The organism is Arthrobacter humicola (genome assembly GCF_022803015.1).
Classification (GTDB): Bacteria; Actinomycetota; Actinomycetes; order Actinomycetales; family Micrococcaceae; genus Arthrobacter; species Arthrobacter humicola_A.
In genome coordinates this window covers 13,911-31,460 of the sequence record NZ_JAFKON010000015.1, presented here as the reverse complement: position 1 = coordinate 31,460, position 17,550 = coordinate 13,911, and the positions used below count along the sequence as shown (strand labels likewise).

Annotated in this window: 10 protein-coding genes and 3 pseudogenes; 4 read left to right on the top strand and 9 right to left on the bottom strand. The window is 59.3% G+C overall.

Annotated features, from left to right (window positions below; genetic code table 11):
• Positions 1-114: 114 nt before the first annotated feature.
• Both ARTB_RS19830 and ARTB_RS19825 read right to left on the bottom strand, forming a co-directional pair.
• Positions 115-4,701: an ATP-binding protein gene (locus ARTB_RS19830; RefSeq protein ID WP_243182031.1), complete on the bottom strand. Its 4,587-nt coding sequence runs from the start codon at positions 4,699-4,701 to the stop codon at positions 115-117.
• A 203-nt stretch (positions 4,702-4,904) separates the two neighbouring features.
• Entirely contained in the window at positions 4,905-5,225 is a 321-nt protein-coding gene (locus ARTB_RS19825; protein WP_243182030.1) for a hypothetical protein, read from the bottom strand.
• A 471-nt stretch (positions 5,226-5,696) separates the two neighbouring features.
• Between ARTB_RS19825 and ARTB_RS19820 the strand changes: the two genes are divergently transcribed.
• Positions 5,697-6,755, top strand: a complete 1,059-nt coding sequence (locus ARTB_RS19820; protein ID WP_243182029.1) for a class I SAM-dependent methyltransferase — start codon at positions 5,697-5,699, stop codon at positions 6,753-6,755.
• Between the two features lie 97 nt (positions 6,756-6,852).
• Here ARTB_RS19820 and ARTB_RS19815 read toward each other — a convergent pair whose 3' ends face one another.
• From ARTB_RS19815 to ARTB_RS19805, 3 genes are read right to left on the bottom strand one after another with little or no spacing between them, the layout of a single operon-like run.
• Complete coding sequence (locus ARTB_RS19815; protein WP_243182028.1) at positions 6,853-8,190, bottom strand: McrC family protein; 1,338 nt, start codon at positions 8,188-8,190, stop codon at positions 6,853-6,855.
• Entirely contained in the window at positions 8,187-9,932 is a 1,746-nt protein-coding gene (locus ARTB_RS19810; protein WP_243182027.1) for an McrB family protein, read from the bottom strand. Before ARTB_RS19810 ends, ARTB_RS19815 begins: the two co-directional genes overlap by 4 nt.
• Entirely contained in the window at positions 9,925-11,349 is a 1,425-nt protein-coding gene (locus ARTB_RS19805) for a site-specific DNA-methyltransferase (RefSeq protein WP_243182026.1), read from the bottom strand. The genes ARTB_RS19810 and ARTB_RS19805 overlap by 8 nt, the downstream gene beginning before the upstream one ends.
• A 631-nt stretch (positions 11,350-11,980) precedes the next feature.
• Here ARTB_RS19805 and ARTB_RS19800 point away from each other — a divergent pair.
• A pseudogene (locus ARTB_RS19800) lies at positions 11,981-12,637 on the top strand (LysR substrate-binding domain-containing protein); the annotation flags it as partial.
• A 20-nt stretch (positions 12,638-12,657) separates the two neighbouring features.
• On the opposite strand, the gene ARTB_RS19795 reads toward ARTB_RS19800, so the two are convergent.
• Positions 12,658-13,521, bottom strand: a complete 864-nt coding sequence (locus ARTB_RS19795; protein WP_308197259.1) for a hypothetical protein — start codon at positions 13,519-13,521, stop codon at positions 12,658-12,660.
• 395 nt (positions 13,522-13,916) lie between these two features.
• Positions 13,917-14,264 (bottom strand): hypothetical protein, encoded by a 348-nt coding sequence (locus ARTB_RS19790; protein WP_243182025.1) that lies wholly within the window; start codon positions 14,262-14,264, stop codon positions 13,917-13,919.
• A 656-nt stretch (positions 14,265-14,920) separates the two neighbouring features.
• On the opposite strand from ARTB_RS19790, the gene ARTB_RS19785 reads away from it, so the two are divergent.
• Both ARTB_RS19785 and ARTB_RS21665 read left to right on the top strand, forming a co-directional pair.
• Positions 14,921-16,090 (top strand): DUF726 domain-containing protein, encoded by a 1,170-nt coding sequence (locus ARTB_RS19785; RefSeq protein WP_243182024.1) that lies wholly within the window; start codon positions 14,921-14,923, stop codon positions 16,088-16,090.
• A 455-nt stretch (positions 16,091-16,545) separates the two neighbouring features.
• A complete protein-coding gene (locus tag ARTB_RS21665) occupies positions 16,546-16,668 on the top strand; it encodes a hypothetical protein (RefSeq protein ID WP_279294467.1) in 123 nt (40 codons plus the stop codon).
• A gap of 274 nt (positions 16,669-16,942) precedes the next feature.
• Here the strand turns inward: ARTB_RS21665 and ARTB_RS19780 are convergent.
• Both ARTB_RS19780 and ARTB_RS19775 read right to left on the bottom strand, forming a co-directional pair.
• A pseudogene (locus ARTB_RS19780) lies at positions 16,943-17,113 on the bottom strand (DeoR/GlpR family DNA-binding transcription regulator); the annotation flags it as partial.
• Positions 17,114-17,253: 140 nt separating this feature from the next.
• Positions 17,254-17,542 (bottom strand): annotated as a pseudogene (locus ARTB_RS19775) (alkaline phosphatase D family protein); the annotation flags it as partial.
• Positions 17,543-17,550 lie beyond the last annotated feature (8 nt).

The following is a 17,550-nucleotide window of genomic DNA, read 5'->3' as shown; positions in this document are numbered from 1 at the left end:
GCTGGTGTATTCACCAGCTGCCACAACTCGCGTGGGCAGTTTGGTGTCGTTCTTCCAGACTGCGGGCAAGCTGTCTAAGCCGCCAGGACTCGCAGGGCAGTCAAGCGGCACTCCTCAGCTGACGGCCCCCGGGTCGGGGGCTCGCTCTTCGCCAGTGGGCGGCTCCTGTGTGCCAAACGAGTAAACCAAGGCCGGCGCGTTGTAGACGCCGCTGAGATGAATGGTTCCCGTCGGTTCGACGGAAAGTTGAGTCAGGGGGTCCGTCAGGATGCGCACTTCAGGTTTATCCGTTCCTTGCTCCACATGTCCTACCAGCACCAAGAAGAAGTCCTCGGTATTCAAGGCCCGCTGAACTTCGGAGTTCGTAAGCCGGACGACGTTGGGTATCGCGCCTTGGTAAACCTTCAACTCGAAAAACCGCTGCAGATCATCGATCGCATCGGCGCCAACATTGTGTTGGTTCCTAATATCTACAATTCCGGCTTCCTCGCCACCGAGCACATGTCGGACCAGCGCTAGACCCACCGATTCTCGTTCTTCAGGGGTGTAGTTAACCGGACCGCGACCGGCCGACAACTTCTTCGGGTTGCTCCTATCGGGTATTCGCAACGCCGAGACGCCCCCTGCCTGTTGGACAGTGTTCGTTTCGAGCAATTGTTGGCGGTCTTGCATTGTCCCGTTCGGGTTGCGGATCGTTAGAGTGCTGGGGTCCACTAGGGTTCGGGCAAGCCGTGGAGGCGCGGCAGGAACCTCACTTAGCGTCATGCCAGGTTTTTGGGCTTTGGGTGCGGCGCCCTGACTACGTCCTCGTTTTGCGTTTGCCTGAAGCCTTAGGTCATGTAGCCGATTCTCATTCGCAGCGTCGCGTTTAGAGGCCTCGTCGGCAGCGCGTCGGGAAGCGAGGGTGACGACCTCGGCCCGGTATCCGGCTTCTCCATCGGACCAAGCCGCCATCCATGCTTGAGCGACCCGACGGGCCTCAATACGAAACAGCGACGCAATGGCATTGCCCCCCGTGGAAGCTCGACCAGCCTCCGAGGTGTCTTCCAAATACAAAGCCTTTTCTGATTGGTCGATCCAGGCGCCCACGTGGATGGATGGTCGCCCGTCGAGTTGGGGATGGGTCACCTCGAGGCGGAGCCCCGGGAGCACCCGGACCTCGTAACTGACGAGTTCATCCCAAGGTAGGGCGAGGGCCCGCTCCGCACCGGGGTCGTTCATGGAGAGATCAGCTTGGAGGTTACGCACTGCTCGTGCAAAGACTTCGGCTGCCCAGTCATTGGGAACGGCTTGCCCCCCTCCCACAATGCGCACGTTGTTCTCATCAAGCCTCGTCAGAGCGAGAGGCTCCACCAATGCATCAAATTGCCTTATATCGCCGCCTGGTTTCCAGATCGTGGCGGTCATTTCCATGGCTTCCGCGAGCTGGCGGTTTGCTACGGCAAAAACCGGCCGTCGCGTGGTCCATTCATGACCCGTCCAGACCGGAGTCCGGCTCAGATTTTTCCTCCGGAGGCTGGACCCGCTCTCTACGCTTTTGGACATGAGTCTCAGCGACTCGAGCATGACCAAATGTTGTGCGGAATCGAGCGTCTCGTCCTTCGCGAGTTCGCGGATGACGTCGCGCGTATCGTCGAACGAAGGTGCCCTGACGCCTAAGAGACGCCAGAGGCGGTCCGTGCCGGACACTGCTGGCACAAAGGCTCGATAGTCCCCGAATATAGGTGGTCCGCTGAGGACGGAGCTGGGACGGAGCCAACCGTGATTCGTGGCGATCAGACCCTGGTCCCTACCAAACGAGGCTATTGCTTCACTGCGCGAAAGGTCACCCATAAACCTGTCTGTGAGTGTCGCGGCTGGGATCTGCTGGGCCAGGGCCTGGTACAGGGGAGCCGCGGCGTCTTGCGCGGCGGCGGGATCATTGGAGTGCACTGCACGCACATCTTCCAGCCCGCGTGTCAGTTCGCTTGATCTTGGGTCCCCGTGGATCCCGAGGGATTCAAGGACGCGATGCCACGCGGAATCATCATGTGACGAGTGGAGGTAATTGGCCGGGTCTGACCCGTGTAGAGCCAGGTTTCCGGGGCTGCGGCGTTTTAGGGAAAGAGGTGGCGCGGCCGAACCGTTAGCGTCGGAAAGCCAGGCTATCGCGGCCGCACTGAACAGCCAGCAAGCGGAAACCTGGCCACGTTCCTGCCAGGTGCTGTAGTCCAGGACAGCGGGAACTTCAGCGTACGGGCCAAGTCTGTCCCAAGCCTTGGCCAAGGTTGATAGGACCGCGTTGGCACGGCGGTTGCGCTCGGCCCGGCTCTTCTCTCCTGTGATACTTCGGAGAACCGCGTCCAAGTCGGCTGAGACATAATCGTCAGTGGTGAAGGTGGCGCCCTTCTGCCGGAGGTACTCCGCGCGATTCGGCAAGCCGGCGAGATCGCGCGAGACGCCAGGCTTCGCGTGCTTAAATCGTTTCCATGCTTTCGGGTGAGGCGCTAGCCGCGGAGCGCTCTCTGCCCCAAGTAGGCGGAACAGACGCTGAGCTCCGATGCCAGACCTGCCCGTTTCAGCGCGCAGGTCTGCGGCGTACCGGCGATGAAGCCAGGTCAGTCCCGGCGTCTTGCCGGCCGCTGAGTGCCATGTTCCGGCTTCGCGTTCGACGATGTAGGCATCGCATGGGCGGGCGTAAACTGAAATGCGCTGGCCCGAGGCGCCGTACTGGGTGGCTTCAAATCGAACAGCTTGACCGATTCCAGGGCCCCAAGTTGCGCGGTCCGACTCGCTTGCGGCTTCGAGCGCGGCACGGATTCCTTCCGCCTGTTGGTCACTTAGCGGCTCAGTAAGCTCCACATCATTTCGGCCGGCACTGGCGAGCCGAGCTAGTGCTTGTTCGGCTGTTGCTCCACGGAGGAGAAGGTCCTCCTCGAGGAGCCACTCTTCGACTCGCCCCCAGCTGTGGCGAGACGTGTAGTCAGGATGCAGCCGAACGCCCATCCGGAGGGTTTGCCAAAGGGGCGCAGCGTTCTCGTCTACGAGCGAGATTGTCCCGGTGACGGAGGCCGGGGCTACACGGGATCCGTCGTTCACGACGAGGCAGGGAGTGTCGTAAATGTCCCAGCCAAGGTCATGATTGATAGCTAATGCCGTCAAGTCGCTGATGAAGCCGATTGATCGCTCCAGATCTTCTAGCAAGGAGACGGCTTCCGCGACTTCCACTTCTTCGGGCGTCGTAGCGCCGGCTTGGGCCAAATCCTTCACTACGGTCCGCCACAGCTCTTCCGAATCCCGGGCATTCAATGGAAGTGCTGCCGGCCGCCCAGCCAGTTTTGCGGTGTCTTCGGGCTGAAGGATGGAAGTGAGGTCGGGGTGTTCGAATGCCAAATCATCCATGCCGACCTGACCATGGTTGGGTACGTGAAATCTCAGGGTCTTAGCGAGAGTCGTCCGCGCATCCGTCATCAGCTGGCCGTCGATGGCCTCGCGTATTCTGCCGTGAGTTCGGACGTCCTTGTCTAGCTCGTCCACGAGCGGTATGGTCGCCCACCCCAACTGAGGGAAGTGTTCAAACACGTCCAGGCTGGCATCAAGCCACAACCGGCTGACGGCCGAGATTAATCCGATGTTCCAATCGTTGTCGGCCACATCGCGTCGACTGGCGAGCGGATCAAACTGTGCTGAGACACGGAATGGAAGTCCAACTGGGCGCACGGGGAGCCCGACGTGGATATGACCCGGATCATGATGGCCGGCAGGGAACGCAATCGAGACCAGTGTCGTAGCATCCTGAGCTTTCAGGGAACGGCTCAGATGCAACGGTGTCTGCGCGTCCTGTGAGAAGACGAGCCATCGGCGCCCGTCGCTGGCACTCACTACGCGCGACAACATACTTCCGCCGGGAACGTTGAGCTGCGTTGGTTCTTCTCGCGAAACGGCCGCTCTTGAAACGGGGTCGCCATCGCGGTCGAGAACTTCCACAGTTCGCACGCTGCTGAGGAAGATAAGCCCAGCGTCGCCCCAGGAATCGAGCCAAGAGGCAATCTCCTCCTCCTTTACGGCATCGCCCCTGATTGGTATGCGGAATACGGTCGTTCCCTCGCCGCCGGTGCCTTCCGGGAAGCCCCGCGAGTCCAAGGGCGTCAGTCGTTGCGACGCAAGGGAGAGATGGAAATGGCCGCAGTAAACCTCCAAGGAATCCGAAAGTGACCTCAAGGTCATGAGTCCGATCCCGAAACGGCCAAGACTCTTCGAATCAGTGGACTTCAGGCTCAACCAGGGGGTGGCGAGTCCCATCACATCCATAAGGCGCAAGGAACTGCCATTGTGACTGCACAGGATGGCGGTCCCAGTAGGTCCTGACTCAACCGCGAACGTGACCCGCGTTGCGCCGACGTCGTCAGCATTTTGGATTAGCTCAGCAAGCCCTTGCAGCCGGTCATCGCTCAAATGACCCGCATTGGTTTCTGCGCCACGCAGTGCTTGGCGAATCGAGGCAGGTAAGTCCGCGAATAGCTGACCGAGCCTGGCGACGGCGGCAGCCGCAGCCGTCTCGTTTTTCGGTTCTTTCGGATCGAGAAAAGGTTTTCCGGGTTCATGATGGAAGACGCGCTCTGCGGCTTCGGCGGCTTCGTCGACGTCGAACCTGTTTTCCGGTTGTCCAGGCACAAGGCTCCTAGTGGAGGGGGATCGCATGCGGTAGAGATCTCTTCCCAAAACATATCTGTCGATGGGCAGTCGCTGCCATGCAACCCGCCGCGGACCGAAGTGAAAGTCACGTGAGAGTCAGCTTCAAGGATGATCTCATCACCCAGTAGTATCGAATAGCTAGAGTCTCGCGGCCGGCCGTACCCACTGAGGTGCAGAACGGCGAATTTCACAGGGGCATCTGTTGCTCCTCGGGGATTCCTGGATTTGAGCTAGAGCTTGTCAATCCAGGTGTCTTCCTCTCGGAGGTCCCAGGCTGACGCTCCTTTGGATCGCGGTTTCGCTGCAAATTGTTCCTGGATGCGCTTCAGCACTCGATGAGCTTCGGCGGCGGTTAACTCGCGAAGCGAAGTCAGCGGCCGGACTACGCAGCTTTGGGCGATTTCCTTGCGCCGTTCTTGGCTGCCGATTCCGGCAGCTGTGAATGCCTCCCGAATGGCGAGTATCTGGTCGTCTCGAATGCGAAGTTCTGCTGAAGCAGAACTTACAGTCGGTGCGTCGTCTGAGCCAAGATTGAAAAGTGCGTCATTCACATCGACGAGGATACCGTGACATGCCACAGTTGAGCGGATCCGTATGCAGGACGGCGGCATCGGTTGAGCCCGCCATTTGCTGCTCGCGGCGGAACTGGTAAGGGGTGGAACCGCCGGTGGGTGATCGAGGCCCACCCCTGCTCCGCGATTCGCGTTCGTCCCGGCGACATCGACGGAACCGGGCTGGTTGCCATGGAGGTGAGGGGAGTGACCGAACCGAAAGTTCGTTCGTCAGCTGGTTCCACCGCAGAGCATGCGAATTCCGCCTGATTGGCACCGTAAGGCGGTTCCGCGGCGGGCGTTCACGAGAGGACACTGCGGCACTCCCGCAATCGACCCCTTTGGGCTTGACCGTAGCTTGAACGGGTAGACTACGTAGTCAGGATCGTAGGCCGGGTCGCGGTGGAACCTGAAATTTGGGGGCGAATACAATCGGGTTTCCCAGCGCGACATGTCGTTTCACAACGTAGCGTGTCTACCAAGAATCTTCCTGAGAATCGCAAATCAACAACACCTGGATGGACGTCCACCTCAATGGCACCAGAAACAAAAGAACTCTCGGCAAAAACCGAGGTTGGCATCGGCCAAGCGGAAGTATCCTTGACCGCAAACGCTCGGGTCGTACCGGATATGAACGTTTGGCTCGTCGGGCAGCAAGTTAGCCCTACTCAGCGTCGCGGCCGCTACGCGCCTGAGTCTTTCGGGCATCCCGCGAAGATGCTTCCCGAACTCGCTCGGCGAATAATCCAAACATATTCGAAGGAAAGCGCTTTAGTCGTCGACCTGATGAGCGGAATCGGCACTACGGGAGTTGAAGCTGTCTGGCTGGGCCGGAGATACGTCGGCGTGGAGATCGAATCCGCTTACTTCAACATTCAGCAAACTAACCTTGAACTTGCGGAGTCGCAGGGTGCAACTGGTGAATGGTCGATCCACGCCGGCGATGCCCAGGATGACTTTGGGATTTCAGGCGCAGACCTCATCACCTTCTCGCCTCCATATCAGGACGCTATACACAACCAAGGCGATGAACTTGCACGTATCGGGAGGAAGATCGCAAGTGGATCGGCTTCCGACGAACTAATCCGACGATACTCAAATTGGAATCATGCCACGGAGCAGGCGGCCGCAGGGACCAGATCCAACGGCTATTCGGCAAACACAACGAATATTGGGCATCAAAAGGGCAACACGTTCCGGGCATCAATGCGTAACATCTACGCGCGCGCGTTCGACGCGCTGAAACCGGGAGGCTACCTCGCAGTTGTGACGAAGGACCAGCGCGACCGCAAATCTGGGGAACTGACCGATATCTATGGCGATACCGTTGCCGCATGCAAAGATACGGGCTTCCTTCTTCATCAGCACGTGGTGGCCATTCTCTGCAAGATTGACGAAGCTAACGGTAAGGTGACACATAGAACATCGCACTGGCAGCGGATGGCCGTAAACAAATCCGTGGGCACGGACCGTGTAGTTCTTCTGGGGCAGTTCGAGGATGTTGCCGTATTCCGGAAACCTCTGAACTAGCTATTCGCCCGTTTCGGACTATGGCACGGCGGGCAGTCGATTAGGCAAAATTGGATTGAATAATGCGAGCATGAGCCTCGCAGACTATTTGTGGCTTCTACTGAACGGTAGGCATCGCGGTCCGTTGCTCGATCAACTCAAGTATCGCAAGTACTAGCGTGTCGGCTTCTTTCCCTAAGTCGTCCGCATCAAGTGGGAAACTGCAAGTAAACACTCCAATTTCGCCAACCCGACCAAGGCTGGCGAACTTTATAGGCTCGGAGACTCCTGTCGACGGATAAATAAGTAGCACATCACGCGCGCCGTAGGCTCCAGCGTGGGAAACTGCCTGGTAGACGTCGTGAATGTCTTGGCCGGACTTGTATTTGGCGTCGCCAATCAGCGCTGGAATTGAATTCAACGCAAACGTGAGGTCTGGCTTGGCTGGTTGGCTTGAAGGCTTCGGCAGAAACATGGCGGGGGGAACTTTTGTTCCAGGCTTCAGGAGTGGCCGCTGGTGCTGGTTTGCAGTGTCCCAGCACTGCAAGCCAGCAAATGACGGCGCGCGGTCTGAAAGGGTCTGGAATAGCAGGTTCTGAAAAACCTCTTCCATGTTGACAACCATAGGAACGAGATTCACAACATCCGTTGGATCGCTCTCCAAATCAACGCCAATTCCGTCCAGGATCATTCGACAAAGAGTGAGCAATGGACGAAGAGAAGCAAAAGGCTCAAACGTGATCTGCTCGCGAAGATGACTTCGGAGAGCCGGCAAGAACGCGCGCCTTCTGTCCGGTGCGACTGGCGTGAACATTTGATGAGCGTCAGCAAAATCACGCATAATATGGGGGCTGGGGTTAGGGGCAATGCTCGGGTAGGTCCGCCTCACTAGCCAGATGGTGTACTCCAGGGCCTGATTTAGATAATTCTGAGGTGTGAACTCATGCACATCGAAGGTTACTCTATCGAAACTTGCTTTCGGCCAAAGTTTAGAAATTGTTTGCTCGAATAGAGGACGCCCTCGAACACTTTCGGAGGTGTCTGTCCTGCTCCGATATTCTCGAATGGGCCCCAGCTGGAAAAGAACGCCAAGCTCTCGATGCAAGGCGTGAATTAGTAGATCTAGGAGTGATAAGTCATCTCCCTGCGCATACGACCGTTCCAAAAGGTTAATCAACAGCGGAGACTCTTTAGCGAGTCGCAAAATGTGAATGAGCTGTGACGTCGACACTTTCGGAGCAACTCGCAGTATTAGCCCCCGACTGATGGGGATTACACCGACGTATTTGCCAGCAGTAAGGAAGTACTTTCCGCGCTTAACTCGGATAGTAAAGAACTGCCGTTCTTCGAATTCTGATCCAAGGGCCATTAGAATCCGGATATGCTCATCGCTTTCGACGAGCACCTCTCCTCGTTCTACAACGTCTAGAAAGTTGGCGCGGCCGTCCACCATCATTCCGCCATCAGTATCCCGTAAGCAGAAATGATTCTGGCAAGGTCATCGGGGACAAATTGAAGCTCCTGCGCAAAGAGCGGCTCTAATTTGTATGTCCACAGTCTCTTAAGCGTGAGTTTGTCTTTCGCCCCAACGAAGTACGCGTGCCCCAATCCGCCATGCGGCATGACTTCCTGGCACACGGTGAAAAACGCCAGCACTCGTTGAATCAGTTCCGGTGCCATATCATTTTGCTGGAGTAGACTCTCAAGAATGGTGTCGTTAGGCAACATGCGAATCACCTCAAACCGGCGCTGCATTGCTACGTCCACGGCAGAGACCGAGCGGTCGTTTGGATTCATCGTCGCGATGATGATGACGTTTGCCGGCACGACAAAGTCACGTCCGGAAGCGAGACGAAACGATTGATCCCGGTAGTCGGTTTCCATGTATGTAAGCGCTTCGCCGAAAATACGACCGGCATCACCGCGACTAAATTCGTCGATGATAATTACGGCAAGATGCCCGTCGCGCGCGAGGTCACATACCTCCGCGAAGACCTTCCATTTCCTCACGAACGACGGAAGCTGTTGTCCCTCGACGACCTCTGGCACGAAGCCTTCGATGAAGTCTTCATATCCATATGAGGCGTGGAACTGAACGAGGCGTACTCGATTCGAGTCGCCCTTCACGATCCGAGCTGCCAGTTGACGCGCATACCAAGATTTGCTCGTACCGGGAGGACCTGTAAGCAAAAATGATCGCGAGCCCGAGGCTACGAGACGCTCTACTTCGAGCGCAAGAACGTCATCGGCGCCAATTTGAACGTCGAGAGGTTTTACGTCTTCAGCGCCACCTTCGGCGCCCTCGTCACCGGACGATGGGTCAAGATCGACGCTTTGGCCGAGGTATGCCATCCATGTCTGAGCTGACAGGTTATCTCGGAAGACCGGCTCATTCGCCAGAACAGCGTCTATTAGTGGCAGGTAGTACTTGTTGAACTCATAGGTGTGACTATTGGTGGGCTTCTCGATGAGTCCCGGATTTTTGCCAATTTGCATGCCCGCGCGTGCCATCCAATACTTGGGCTCGCCGTTTGCCCCTTCAAGTCGGGGCGAGTATGTGCTATCCAATTCGGCAGGGGTTTTCCCGGCAGCCAAGTCAATTCTGAATGCTTTAATCGAACGGATGCTCTCCGCAATCTGCTCATGCCGGTGGATGCGGAAAACGAAACGCTGCAGTTCCTCGATAGTGATTCGATCATCGCATTCGCGCATGATCTTCCAAATGGTCCAATAGGGAAAAATATCGCTGGATGTGCGGAGGTCACCGCCGGCACCCCGAGTTGGCGGACGCGCGGGATTGTTGAGTTGAAATCGCGCCAAAAGCTCGACCAGGAATTGAGGGACAGCCTTCAGGAAGTCCGGAGTTTGCCCCAGGAGAAGCAACGCCTGCTTCCCCGCAGGTGTAATACGCAGCTTGCCATCATCTACGGAGATCCAACCAGTTTCTCTGTAGGCTTGAATCGCAGTCTGGAACTTACCTCCGTGCCGTTCGGAAACTCTCCCGCGCAGCACTTCATACTCGCTGTCAATCGCCGTCTTTGCGGTATCAAAATCTTCGCCGTCATGATTCGCGGCAATCTGGAAAAGCTGCACAGCAACTTTAGATATTGAGCTGTCTCGCGATTGGTGCCAATAGAAACCGTCAGAAGTAGATGACTCAGGCGCCACCATGTCGATGTCGATTACCGCATCAGACATTTAACGGCCTCCTCAAAACGACAATCGATTCACGCAGATACTGCACAAGGGGCTCCATCGCCCGCCGCTGTTGTGAGCTTGTTGTCAAATGGCGTGCCACTGCGACTCGATCAACTTGGAAACCCAACTCCACTGCGATCTTTGCGAGCATGACATCGGTAGGGATGATGACTCCTCCGTACGCGGAATTCCCGACGATGATATGGCACTCGCCGCCAGGCGTCAACGTCCGGTAGACGCCCTCCAATAGCATCTTCATGTCGAGGAAGTAGGCGACGATTGTTTTTGGGATTTTGTTATTCCAGAGCAAGGACAAATCGATGCAGTCAATGAGTTCATACAACTCCGAGGGCAGAGTTCTCGAATCAGGTACATCGATTGGCATTTCAACATGAGAACGTAAAGCGCGTTCACCAATTCTTCTGATATCGCCGTATGTCTCGATCAGGCCCGACATCCATAGTTCCACTTTGAAGATCTTCATGTAGTTGAAATTGTTGCAATACGGGGGCGAGAAGATCGCTAGGGATATAGAGCTGTCCGGAACGCTTGCAATCCCCAAGACTGATGACTCTTCACGAATGACTGGGGATGCCAAGACGACGTCGGTTTCTATATCATCCAACATCATCCCATACTGAGCGGCCAACCGTTTCTTTACCAGCTTCCAGCCGTCATCTTCGAACCCCGCGACCTGTGCCCATGGAATGGTGACGTATCCCTGTTTTGTCCGTTTTCGGTTCCGGTACTTAACACCATTGCCTTCCTTGAACACGTTAGATACTCCCTCTAGAACCGAGAGCCATCCGGCCATCAGAAAGTCCGCCACATTGCCGCTTGGGTAAGCATCGATCATGTGCCGAACAGTAAGCAGAGCATCAAGTACGTCTTCCCTAAAGATCTTGTCCAAGATGGTCAAACCCGGTCGCGGAGCCTTATCCATCCGTTCGTTCGCCGACTGGAACCGATCGAGGGTGGCTCGGATATCGGCGACATCTTTCGCAGAGTAATTGTGTGTTTTCGCGCGCGCGATGATTGCCACGATCGGATTGACATCAAAGCCTACGGAAGGGATGTCTGCCTGGCGTGCTGCAACGAGAGTTGAGCCTGCTCCTGAAAAGGGGTCGAGGATCGACGTGGTCTCTATACCCAAACTTTTGATCGCGCCATTGATCAACTCGGGCGAAAAGCCCTCCCTGTATCGAAACCATCTCTGAAACTTTTCGCCGCTGTCTAGCGATGAATGAACGAGGTTCGCGAACGAGCTGTCTTCGAAGAGATTGTACTCACTATCAAGTCCAGCAAGTATCGACTTCTGGTCGCGCGGTATTCTCTCCACCGAGCCTCGTGTGGTGGGGAGTTCCTGTTGTTCTGCGTGCGCATCTAGGGCAATTTCACATTGTTCAAGCGATGTCATCAGTCCGTGTCTCATCTATTTTGTTCGGGTAAAACCTTGATCCGGCGGCTAGCTAGCTCATCTATCGCCAAATTGACGCAGTCCGCTCGTCTAGTCTAGGCGTACGGCAGGCTGTTTAGGCTGTCCGTCATCGGGAGGGGCAGCTTCTGCTACATGAGAACAGCCCCCAACGTGTCGCGGAAGTGATTACGACAGCTCCTTCCCGCTGTCCGGAGGCACAAAAAAGCCTGCGCCGGATGCCGGATGCGACACTGCCTCACTGTTGACGAGGCTAGTCGAGCTGGTTACGCGCGGACTTTTCGTTTTGACCAATAGGCGCCTATTCGAGGAAAAGCAACCGACTTGGAATCAAGCCTTTACAGTAAGTGGCATCGTATCTACTTTTATGGTGGGAGAATAATTGCGCGCGAAATCTATGAGCGGGCTGTGCGCGTTCCCACCGCTGCACGGACAGCTTCTCGAACCCACGCAGCTCCTGTGTGCCGGGCACCCACGGTGGAGCCGGCGTCGAGCAGGATGTTTCGTGAATGCGTTGCTGGACCCCACTCTTGCGAGATGCTACGTCAGTGGGAGCGGGCACGCCCTCGAGTGAAAGCAAAGCAGGCCGCACAGTTTCAATACACAGCTAAAGGCGGGCCTCAAGCGCGGCTCCCTCACCGTCGGCACGTTTCCCACACTCGCCGGGTCCTTCCTGCCGCTGGTCATCCGCGCGTTCAAGAAGAGGTACCCGGCCATTGGCCTGTCCCTGCGCAGCGCGCGCTTCGATGACCTGGTGAGCGACCTGCAGTCCGGGGTGACCGGGCTATGCCTGTTGCGGGAATACCCGTGGAACCGGTTCCAGGACGATTCCATCCGGATCACGGAGGTGTTCCAGGAAAGCACTGTGCTGCTGGTGTCCCGCGCGCATCCGCTGGGCGACCGCGACGAGATCCGGATGGAAGAGCTCCGCAAGGAGTCGTGGATTGTGCGGGCCGAGGCCCACCCCGTCGTCGAAGTGCTGCAGCGCTCGGCCCACGAGGCCGGGTTCGAGCCGACCATCGGCTTCCTGGCCAACGACTACCAGGAAGCGCAGGCGATGGTGAGCGTGGGGATGGGTGTGGCCATGGTGCCGAAGACGGCCGTGGCCCTGCAGCACCCGGACGTCCGGGTCATCAGCCTCGGCTCCGCCGCGCCCCTGCGGCGGGTGCTCCTGGCCCAGCGCCAGGACAAGGTTTACGCCCCGGCAGAGGTCGCCTTCCATTCCACGCTGCTCGAAATCGCCCGCGAACGGGCCGGAGACTACTTGTAACGGCAGCGACGGCGGCCCGATCACCGCCCTGCGATGTGCCCGGCCACGAACTCCGCATCGTCGCCCACCACGGACAGCGTCGCGGACAGATGTTTGGTCAGCCACGGCAGCCCCACAGCGTAGAGACCCGGGACCTCGGTGACGCCGCGGCTGTGCTGAGGGTAGTTCCACTCGTCGAGCACCGGCAGGTCGAGGAAGCTGAAGTCCAGGCCGTAGCCGGTGGACCAGATGACCGAGGTGACGCCCTCGGCGGCCATGTCCAAGCGCGCCCCCGATTCTGCGGGCAGCCAGTCGTCCGTGGGTGTGGGGTCTGCGGGTGGGGCGTCGATGCCTGCCGCGGCGATGTAGGCATCCGCCATCCGCCCCAGCCGCTCACGGAACCCCGCCTCCACCAGGGCGAGGCGTGCGGGGAGGTCGTCGCTGAAGACGAGGCCGCCGTCGTCCGTCCCCTCAAACCGGCCGTGCAGCCGGACACCGCGGCGGCCGAGGTCGCGGAGGTGGATGCTGTGGCCGCCGCCGTTGCCCGAGATCAGCGGGTTGCACATAAAACGCGCGGCCGGTGAGGGCAGCCGGTCCGCCTGGAGGCCGTTGATGCCGAACTCGGGGCCGTGGAGGTTGACCTCCAGGATCCAGTAGAAAACGTCCTGGCCGCGGTACCGGCGCGGAGCCTCGGGGCACGTCGAGACGGAAAGGTGGACCTCCCGGCTGGCGTCGAGCAGCTCCTCGGTGATCTGCCCGCCGGTGCCCACCACCAGCACAGCGCCGGCGGGAAGCTGCTGCGCGTTGCGGTAGTCGTGGCTGTGCAACTGGCGGATGTGCAGTGGGAGGTTGGCGGCCGACGCCGGAATCCGCGGACGCTGGAATGCGCCGTTCGCGAGGTCCACGTTCCGCGCGTGCCAGCGGCCCTGGTTGGTCTCGACCGTGAAGCGGCCATTGCTGACTCCGGCCCGGGACTCTTCCGTGCCGAGCTGGACCGGCGCATTGATCCGTCCCGCTTAGTCACGGAAGAGCCCGATCACCTCGTCCCAGGGGAGGAAGGCGTCTGGCTCGGGACCGTCGTAGCTCAGCTCCGGCAGCAGGAACGCAAAGTTCGGGGTGTTCAGGTAAAACGAATCCCAGCGGTCCTGCCAGGCGCCGCCCAGTTCCGGCCGCCGTTCCAGCAGTTAATGTCCGACGCCGTGCCGGCTCAGCCAGTAGCTGGTCGCCAGGCTGGCCTGCCCCGCACCGATCACCAGGGTGTCGACCTCGCGGACTGGTCCTGCGCCGGGGGAGGGCATGGCTACTTCTTGGGAGCCTTGGGCGGGAGGCTGGCCACGTGCAACCCATGCCTTGGCGCGCACCTCATCGCCTTCGCCTCGCCGTTCCAGATATCCGGTGGTCCGGTGTAGCCGCCCATGGGGCGCTCGACCGGTCCGAAAGGTACGGTGCGCTCGGAACACTCGAGCGTCTCCTTGTCCGCGGCGGAGAGCTTCACGCCGATGGTGGGGCCGAACGGGCCGGCGAACACGTTGCCGTTTACGAACGCCCCGAGGTTCCCGAACACCGGCTTGATGGCCACCTCGGGAGTCTCCGGTACCACAGCCCGCAAGCGGGCCTTGTCGGCGTCGGACGCTTCGGGCACTTCCATGGTGTACCTCCGGGAATTGGTGCCATCGAATGGGTCTTTCTGCAGGACAAGCCCGCCGCTGGGTGCGGCACAGGGGGCGCGGCCGAGATAAGCCACAGTCATGGGCCTGCAAGGCAGGACTGAGACTGTCTCTATGCGCGAGCTGAACACGTCCTCACTGTTGAGGGCCGCGGCAATCCGAATCTGAGAGGATCTTTGGTATGTCGAAATCACAGGTTGTCTTCCGCGTCCTTGACGGGAATCGCATTCAGTGTCAGGTCGTCCCGCCTGAGGGTCAGAGGCTCACACTATCCGGCAGCAGCACGGACGAAGTACCCGAGTTCGAGAATGGTGGGCTCGGTGACAACCGCGCCCTCGTGACAAACGCGTGGGCCTTCGCATTAGCCAGGTACGAAGCCGTCACCATGCCAGATCCGGAACAGCAGAAGAACGCTGTGAAGCGAGCTGAAGGGCACCAGAAGGTCGCCGAGTGGATCGCTGATCTGGCTCACGACCTCGCAAGCGACGAGAAGCGCGGGTGGTGTTCTGCCTGCTTCGGAGAGCACTCACACCGGAAGGCCAACCTGCCGATGGGGCACGTGCCCGCCTACCTGTGTAGTGACTGCGGAGCGCCGACTTTGCCCTGCGCCGCAGGCCCCGTCTGCAAAAATATGGCCGTGCGCGGGCAAGGAACCATCGGCGTTCAGCGGTACTGCGCCGAGCACCGCCACGAGATCCCCGGCTTCGCCAAGGCCGACCGCAAGATGGGCGAACTCAACAACTATGAGGAGTTCCTCAAATACGACAAGCGCAACCTCGCCCGCGATATCAGAGTCGCAGGCTTCGCAGGTGCGGGCATCGCTGCCGCGACCCCTTTTGCCTACCTCGCAGCACCTGCGATCGGAGGAGCTGTCGGCGCGCTCGTTGGAGGCTACACCGGCGCCGCGGCCACAAGTTATGGGCTGGCGCTCCTGGGTGGCGGCGCGCTGGCGGTCGGAGGGCTCGGCATGGCCGGCGGCACCCTCGTGATAACAGCTCTTGGTGCTTCCCTGGGTTGCGCGCTGGGCGCCTCGGTCATGAATGCCTATGTCCGCGAAGACAAGTCATTTCATATCGAGATGCTTCAAGGAGGGCCAGGCGTACCGGTGGTTGTCTGCAACGGCTTCCTCAGCGAGAACGGCAAAGGTTGGGGCGAGTGGCATGACATCATCACCACTCGGTACCCGGACTCACCTGTCTACCGGGTCCACTGGGGCGCCAAGGAGCTCAAGGACCTTGGAGTCCTCGGTGGCGGCGGGACGGCAAGGCTCGTGGCCGTTGCTGCTCTGAAGGAGGCCTCGGCAAAAGCCGCGAAGATGGCGGCGAAGAAGCTTGGCCCGCTCGCCCCGGCTCTGTTCGCAGCAGACCTGGCGAAGAACCCTTGGCACGTCGCTAAGAACCGCGCCGAAAAGACCGGTGTCATTCTGGCCGACCTGCTAGCCCGGACCAACACGGAGTCTTACATTCTGGTGGGCCACAGCCTCGGCGCGCGGGCGATGGCAGTCGCAGCCCAGACCTTGGGAACCAAGCCCGACGGTCCGCGGATCCAAGCAGTCCACCTACTTGGCGCCGCCATCGGTGCCAAGAGCGACTGGCACACCCTGACTCGACGGGTCGACGACGCGGTCTACAACTACCACTCGACCAACGACGGCGTCCTGAAAATCGCCTTCAACCTCGCCCAGGGAGGACAGGCAGCGGCCGGCCTCAAAGGGTTCACGCCGAGCACAAGCGGACTCAAGAACATCGACGTGTCAACCAGTGTTAAGAGCCACTTCGACTACCACAAGAACGTCAGCCTCATGTAGGACGTCGGGGACAGGCCGAACGGCACGCGGTGGTATTGATGCCGAATGAACGAGTGCTCCAGACGGCTCGAGTGGCGGCAGTGGGGCCCTGTAATTTTCGCTCCTCATCACATTCGCGAGTATGAATCTGCCCAGATTTGCCGGCTACGAGGAGGACGAGCCTGGGGACGTCTCTCGCTGTCTCGGTAGCGGCAATCCCGTGCCTGCCGCCACCGCAGTGACCGTTCAGCGATCGGACTGCACTACGAGGGGAGCCGCTGCCGGGCTTGGTTGAACCCAACGACGAAATTGGCTCGCGTATTGCCGAGGGGAAACGCGATCGGACGGTCATGTAGGAGCGGAAGGCCGGCGGAGGCGAGGGGCTGATTAAGTATCCCGTAGAGATCCGCTTTCACCACGACGACGCCCACGGGATCAAGAGCCGATGCGCGCGCCACACAACTCGGAACGGCTTCGTGCAGGACTCGCCGACGCTCGGCAGCGCTGAGGGCATTGACTGGGTATGGGGCGAGATCGATGAGGAAGAAACCGTCATCGCGGAGGCGTTCCAACCAGGGACGCTTCCCGGTTCGTTGTAGGTCCATTTTAGAGGCGCCGTACATCGCTTCAACCACGCCACGGAACAGGTTTGTCGGGACCAAGCCGGTCTGCATAGAAGAACCTGCGGGCCGAGACATCCCCGCCGTCGGCCGGCGCACTCTCCGCGATCATAAGCAACTTCACGCGGCTGGGTTTCCACTGACTGCGCAACTGCGCATACCACGGGTCTTCGTCCGTCATGGGTTTAATGTATCGTCCGTACACGGGGGGGCGACCTATACGTTGCGGGCCCCACGTCTCAACATCCCAGTGGCGGGCCATGTGTTCCTTGAGCCGCGTCTGGGCATGGTCTGCCTCGCAGATCCCGTCCTTGGCCGTCACGGTATCGGCGCCCAGAGAGGCGCGGCGGTCAAAGCTCATCCGTTCCAAGGATGCCTCTGCCAGCGGACCCACGAAGCTCTGGCTCACTGTGCGCAGCCTTCCAACTTCAGGCCCGGATCCGCTCCCTGCGTAATCTCATAGAAGCTTCCTCAAATGAACTAAGCGCTGACAGGATGCCTGGGTTTCTCCGGACTTCGAACAACTTGTTCGCAACGGCGCTCTCGGCGAAATTGACAGCTTTTGTAGAACTTCAGATGCGGGTTTAGGGCCTGACCGGACCACAGCTGAGTCTGAGCCATTCCCGGTGGAGGTGTTGGAGTGCAGACCAGTTCCGAGCCGACCACAGGGGAGGCTCGGTCCTTGTAGTCCGCCCTTGACGTCGTTGGCCCAGGTGCGGTGCGGGTCCCCGGTGAGCACGCCGGCGTTGCGTACGTTCGCGTCCACCCAACCCTGCGTGATGCGGCGGCGCGACGCAGCGTAGCCGTCGCACCCGGCCATGGAGCCGTCGTCGATCTCCGGAAGCGGGTTCCGGGGCTCCT